The organism is Ruegeria sp. SCP11, assembly GCF_040329455.1.
In the GTDB taxonomy this organism is placed as follows: Bacteria; Pseudomonadota; Alphaproteobacteria; order Rhodobacterales; family Rhodobacteraceae; genus Ruegeria; species Ruegeria atlantica_E.
The window spans coordinates 89,654-95,900 of sequence record NZ_JBDZYG010000018.1 but is presented as its reverse complement, the minus strand read 5'-3'; the positions used below and the strand labels follow the sequence as shown (position 1 = coordinate 95,900).

Genomic DNA, 6,247 nt, shown 5'->3' with positions numbered 1-6,247 from the left:
GCCCGCTCATCGTTCGCCATGGGCGCGAAGGTGGACTTCTGAATATCTATGACGATCAGTGCGGCACGCCCCTCGATCAAGTCGCGCTTCTTCGAGCTGGTTTCGGCCATGAGATAACCTTTCGACGGATTGGAAGAATTGTTGTTGGTTGCGAGACATTAATCAGATCGGGACCGGGTTCTTTTCGAACTTTTTGGTTTCTCTGGGCCGCAAGTGGCCCAGGTATCGACGCTCCGCAAATCTGAAAGCCTGGGAGATCAAGAAAACGATAGCCATGTAGAACAGCATGGCCGTGATAAAACCCTCGTAGGCGAGATAATATCGACCATTCAGCCAGCGGCCTACGCCCAGCAAATCCTGCAATGTGACCGTGCTGGCAATGACGGAGCCGTGCAGTGTAAAGATGACCTCGTTTGAATAGGCTGGCAGTGCACGCCGGAAAGCGCTTGGCAGTTCAACTATGCGCATACGGGTCGAGGGCGACATGCCACAGGCTTTTGCAGCTTCGATCTCGCCTCTCGGGGTCGTTTCGATGGCCCCCCGCAAGAATTCGGTCGTATAAGCTGCGGTGTTCAGGGTGAATGCGATCAGCACGCACCACCAAGGATCGCTCAGTATCGGGGACCATAAGAAACTGTTGCGCACCGCTTCAAACTGACCAAGACCGAAATAGAAGAGATAGGTTTGGACCAGCAGGGGCGTACCCCGGAATGCGTATGTGTATCCCCAGATAATCTGGTTCAGGACGGGTTTTTTGTAAGCCCGCGCAATCGCCATTGGGATCGCTAGCAGCCCGCCAATAAACAACGCCAGAAAGGTCAGCTGCAGGGTGACAAAAGCACCCTCAAAGAACTTGCCGATGTTGTCGTAGACCAGAACGAAATCCAGCGGTGAAATGTTCTCGCTGAAATCGCGCAGATACTCGAAAAAGCTACGTTCCCGTTCCATGCAATCAAGCCCTTCTTGTGCCTGCGCTGTATTTCCGGTCGACCCAACACAAAGCCAGATCAGAAATCGCGGTGATAATCAGGTAGATCACCAGAACCGCGAACATAAAGGTGAACAGCTTGTGATTGGATCGGCCTGCAGAAAAGGCATTCCACACCAGATCGTGCAACCCGATGACTGACACGAGTGCGGTTGCTTTAACCAGCACCAGCCAGTTGTTCGAGAAGCTGGGCAACGCAAAGCGAACCATCTGCGGCCAGGTCACGAGCGTGAAGACCTGGCGGGGGTTCATGCCCACGGATTTTGCCGCCTCGATCTGACCGTGCGGGATGGCAAGTATGGCACCCCGAAAGGTTTCCGCCATATAGGCTCCAAAAATGAACCCCAGCGTCAGCGTCCCGGCAATGAATTGGTTGACGTCCACATAACCCCACAGCCCAGAAATACGCCCAATATCGTTGATCAGCGCCTGACCGCCGTAGAAGATCAACATCATAAGGACCAGTTCGGGAACGCTGCGGATGAACGTGGTGTAAAGATTGCCTAGGCGTCGAATGCCGCGTGAGGGCGACAGCTTGGCAAATGCACCGATCAGGCCGAAGATCACCGACAGAACCAGAGACAGGATGGCGAGTGAGATTGTTACCATCGTTCCTTCAATAAGGATTTGCCGATATTCAAAAATCACATCCATGAGCTTTGGTCCGTTCGGGCGTGTCGGGGATTAAGCGCAGCAGGAGCTTGGGGAGCTTCGCCCCTGCTGCGGGAGTACCTACGGCATCACTTGCCGTAGATGTCGACGTCGAAGTATTTATCGTTGATTTCCTTGTATTTGCCGCTGGCGCGAACCACCTTGATTGCGGCGCTCAGCTCGTCAGCCAACGGATCTCCTTTGCGGACCGCGATGCCGGTGCCTTCGCCGAGACAAGCAACGTCATCCAGATCATCCCCCAGGAAGGCAAATCCTTCGCCCTGCGGTGTGTTCAGGAAACCATCAATAGCTTGAAGCGTGTTGTTCACCTGCATGTCCAGTCGCCCAGCAACCAGATCCGCAAATACATCTTCCTGAGTGTTGTAGAGCTTTATATCTGCGTCGGGAAAATGCTTTTCGACATAACATTGCATGGTTGTGCCACGCAGCAGGCCGATTTTCAGATCCTTGGTGCCTTCACGGGTTAGTTCATATTCTGCGCCTTCCTTGGCGATGAACCGTGTCGGCGTTGCATAGTATTTTTCGGTGAAATCCACCTTCTTCTTACGGTCCTCGGTGATCGACATGGAGGCAACGATTGCATCGTATTTGTTGGCGATCAGAGCGGGGATCATGCCGTCCCATTCTTGCTCGACCAGCACACATTCCCGCTCCAACGCATCACAGAGCGCGTAAGCCATGTCGATATCGAACCCTGATAGGGTGCCGTCAGCCTCTTTCATCGAAAACGGCGCATACGCCCCTTCAACACCTATGCGTAGTGTTTCAGCAATTGCGGTGCCGCTCATCAGAGCCGCAGCACCAACAATAGTCGCCATAATTGTCTTTCTGAGATTCATTTGTCGTCTCCCTGTTATGGATGGTTTCGGGTCAATGCCGGGTGTTGGAGAGGAATTCCCGGAACCGCTGCGAACTTGGGTTGGCAAACATCTGCTGCGGGTCGCCTTGTTCTTCGATGAGGCCCTGATGGAGAAAAATCACTTCCGATGAGACTTCTTTGGCGAACCCCATTTCGTGGGTCACGACGATCATGGTGCGCCCTTCTTCTGCCAGAGACCGGATCACTTTCAGGACTTCACCAACCAATTCCGGATCGAGGGCTGATGTGGGCTCGTCAAACAGCATGACCTCGGGTTCCATTGCCAGAGCGCGGGCGATGGCAGCGCGTTGCTGCTGACCACCCGAAATATGCGAGGGGTAGTAGTCACGTCGTTCATACATGCCGACGCGGTCAAGGACGATCTTGGCTTTTTCAATGGCCTCGGCACGGGGCTGTTTCAGCACATGCACCGGCCCCGCAATGACGTTCTCCAAGACGGTCATGTGCGACCAGAGATTAAAGGATTGAAACACCATTGCTAGGCGGGCTCGAATGCGTTCCACCTGCTTGGCGTCTGTTGGTTGAAAAACGCCGTGACGGTCTGTTGCCATCCTAATTTCTTCACCATGCACGGTGATCTTTCCGGCATTCGGCGTTTCCAGAAGGTTGAGACACCTTAAAAATGTGCTTTTGCCAGAACCAGACGAGCCGAGCATTGAAATGACATCGCCTTGCCGAGCTGCAAGGGATACCCCTTTCAGGACTTCAACAGATCCATAGGACTTGTGAAGGTCACTCACCGTGAGCGAGAGGTCGGTTTCGGTGTTTACCTGAAGTTGGGCCATGCGACGTCCTGTCGGTTCTCGTTAGCTATCCAAACGGTAGCGAGGTGGCTGTCGGCCTAAAATCAGGAATAACTGGAAGTCAGCGTCGGTTTTTGCTACGCTCGGGGCATGAACTCTTCACTCCGACATCTGAACGCGCTGCGTGCATTCGAGGCGGCCGCACGCCATCAAAGCATTTCTAGGGCCGCTGAAGAATTGAACGTCAGCCACTCTGTCGTCAGTCAACACGTAAAAACTTTGGAAGACTGGTTTGGTACAGAATTGTTCGTTCGCTCGGGCAACCGGATCACGCTCAGCGAAGATGGCAGGGCCTTGCTTCCCCGCATTTCAAGTGGAATGCAAACACTGAAGGATGCCTGCAGCGATCTTCTGCGTGCCACGCAAAAAGGAACGCTGATCGTTAGTGCGGAACCGGCATTGGCCTCACTATGGTTGAGAAAGCGGATCACCGAGTTCTGCGCTGAATTTCCCAAGATCGACGTTGACTTGCGCCCCGCCTGGCAACCGCCTCAACTTGGCGAGGACCACGCTGACATCATTATTCATTTCGAGACGCGATTGCCGACAGCCGATGCAAGAATCCAACGTCTGTTCCCTATTGACGGATATCCAGCCTGCGCTCCACATGTTCGTGAGCAATTGATAAGTGAAGACGGTAATATAGACTGGCAAGAAGCGCCGCTTGTCCATGACAATGGACGTGAAATTTGGCACCAATGGTATCTCACATATGAACCTGGTAGTAACCGATGGCAGCAGGGACGACTCTATTCAGATTTATCCTTGGCCATTGACGCCGCATTGGATGGCGAGGGCATCATCTTGGCGGATGATGTCCTGTGTGGAAAAGAGATGCGCTCAGGTACTCTTGTTCAATTGGATGCGCGCCAAATCAGGTGCGTTTGGTATTCCGTCGCATTGCCAAAAAAGTCATCGCGGAAACCCGCTGTAGAAACCTTTTCAAACTGGCTTATGCTGGCAACGGAAAACCCAAGGTAGCACTTGCTCAGCAGTAGCGTTCTATCGATTTCTAACCTACAGCCCGGCGCGTTGCCTTCGGTGATCTAAGCGTCTTAGTTTTCAAATCAAATTTGTTATCCCGAAGGAATGTAACTTCCCCCCCCTCACGATTGCCCGTTTTTCAGAGCGTAGCCTCATGCGTCGCTAGGAGCGGAAGTACGGTGCCATCGGCGAAGTGGTGATGATCTTCGCCGCGACGAACGATGTCGTCTACGTCCCAGACCATCTCGATGATGCCATGTTACTTGGTCTTGGTTGCGAAGGTGACGGTATCGCCATCGACATTAATCTTGGCAGATTCGAAAAATTCCGACATGTCGCCGCCGGTCTTTCGGCCAGTGTCGTAGGATGGATGTCCTTCAGCGTGCCAGTGTCACGGCTAGCCGCTAACGCACAGCCGAGCGCGATACAGGATGCAAGAGTGGTCGCGAGGTGGTGCTTCATGCTCAGGTCCATTTTCAGATAGGTGCGTGAGAAAGCACCTATTTAGACCACGCGCATTTCTGGTGCCTGTATAGCGTTTAGAGGACGGTAAAACTCTGGCGTTTTTTACAAACTAGCGGTGAGAGTAAAGCAGCTTATCCGCCGCACAGGCGCTGAGTCTTAGAGCGAACCCAGTCGTGGCAACGAAGTGCTGCGGCATTGCGATTTGGCTTGTTGCCGACCATTCACAGCTATCGTCCTGGTTGCATCAGAATTTTTCCCATGCTAGCGGTTTTGTTAGGCAAAGTTACTCTTGGTGAGGACCAATGGCCGATCTGAAATGGATCGAAGACTTCATAGATTTATGTGATACTGGAAATTTCAGCACTACGGCAGACAACCGTTTTGTGACACAGCCAGCCTTGTCGCGGCGCATCAAGCAACTCGAATACTGGGTCGGCGCGCAATTGTTTGAACGATCGAGCAGGCCTATATCACTAACGAAAGAAGGTGCTGCTTTTCGACCTGTAGCCGAAGACATTCTCAGGTGGATGAATGTTGCAAGAAGTGGGGGCAATCTGGGTGTTGGCATTACTGAATCGCTGCACGAAGAAGTTGCTGTATCCTCCCTCCCTCTTTCAGCGGTTGGTCTACCGCACAGTGATGGTTTATTGAAAAACCTATCTCGAATAAGTCAATCTGATGTCCATGCTAAGCGAGGGAAGATTCTGATCGTCGATGATTCAGCTATCAGTCTCAAGGTTCTCGCAAACCAGATTCGCAATGAAGGGTACTCTCCGGTTACTGTTGAATCCGCAAAAGCTGCACTCGATGCCCTTACGGGAGGTGATTTCCAATTGGTTTTGACCGATGTAGAAATGCCCGGCATTGATGGCTCGGAGTTCACGGAGATGCTCCGTGCCCGCGAAAGTGACTGTGGTGGGCGAGAAAGAGTGCCCATAGTCGCTGTTACTGGATACACAGATCTTGAGACGATCGAGCGCTGCTTTCAAAGCGGCATGGACGACTACCTAAGCAAGCCGGTGGGCGCTGTGGAGCTACGTGTGGTATTGGACCGCTGGGTGTCTGCGTCGGTTACCATTGAAGCAGCGGAGCGAGAGGCTCTCGAAACGCGAACCAGTAATCCTTCCGACGCAATTGACATGGGAGTTGTCTCGGAGTTTTGCGCATCCGTGCGCCATGATATTATCCAGATTTCAAAGTCGGTGGAACTGGGGGACTTCGACTTTGTATCTAGAGCCGCTACATCGCTACGCGCTGAGGCTTACATGCTTGGCGCTTATTCCTTTGGCCGATCAAGCACACACCTGGCGAATGCGGCACTTCAACAGCAATTTGAGCGATTGATCGAGAAAAGGGGACCCTTTCTGTCTGAATTCATCCGCCTGCAACGGGCTGCTGCCAGCTGAATCCGATTATCAGAAGAAAATGTAAAACCGTATTGTTTCGGCTTGAACG

At 52.7% G+C, this 6,247-nt stretch carries 6 protein-coding genes; 2 read left to right on the top strand and 4 right to left on the bottom strand.

The genetic code is table 11. From position 1 onward, the window contains the following. Nucleotides 1–162 precede the first annotated feature (162 nt). From ABLN94_RS21770 to ABLN94_RS21755, 4 genes are all read right to left on the bottom strand, one after another. Entirely contained in the window at nucleotides 163–948 is a 786-nt protein-coding gene (locus ABLN94_RS21770) for an ABC transporter permease (RefSeq protein WP_352996379.1), read from the bottom strand. 4 nt (nucleotides 949–952) lie between these two features. Next, entirely contained in the window at nucleotides 953–1,642 is a 690-nt protein-coding gene (locus tag ABLN94_RS21765) for an ABC transporter permease (RefSeq protein ID WP_352996378.1), read from the bottom strand. A gap of 86 nt (nucleotides 1,643–1,728) precedes the next feature. Beyond that, nucleotides 1,729–2,499 carry a transporter substrate-binding domain-containing protein gene (locus tag ABLN94_RS21760; protein WP_352996376.1) on the bottom strand — a complete coding sequence of 257 codons (771 nt, stop codon included), beginning with the start codon at nucleotides 2,497–2,499 and terminating at the stop codon, nucleotides 1,729–1,731. Nucleotides 2,500–2,530: 31 nt separating this feature from the next. Continuing rightward, entirely contained in the window at nucleotides 2,531–3,325 is a 795-nt protein-coding gene (locus tag ABLN94_RS21755; protein WP_352996374.1) for an ABC transporter ATP-binding protein, read from the bottom strand. A 108-nt stretch (nucleotides 3,326–3,433) separates the two neighbouring features. Here ABLN94_RS21755 and ABLN94_RS21750 point away from each other — a divergent pair, with 108 nt between their 5' ends. Together ABLN94_RS21750 and ABLN94_RS21745 are read left to right on the top strand one after the other, a co-directional pair. After that, on the top strand, nucleotides 3,434–4,324 hold the full coding sequence (locus ABLN94_RS21750; RefSeq protein WP_352996372.1) for a LysR family transcriptional regulator: 891 nt from the start codon (nucleotides 3,434–3,436) through the stop codon (nucleotides 4,322–4,324). Between the two features lie 770 nt (nucleotides 4,325–5,094). Next, complete coding sequence (locus ABLN94_RS21745) at nucleotides 5,095–6,198, top strand: response regulator (RefSeq protein ID WP_352996370.1); 1,104 nt, start codon at nucleotides 5,095–5,097, stop codon at nucleotides 6,196–6,198. The last annotated feature ends 49 nt before the right edge of the window (nucleotides 6,199–6,247 follow it).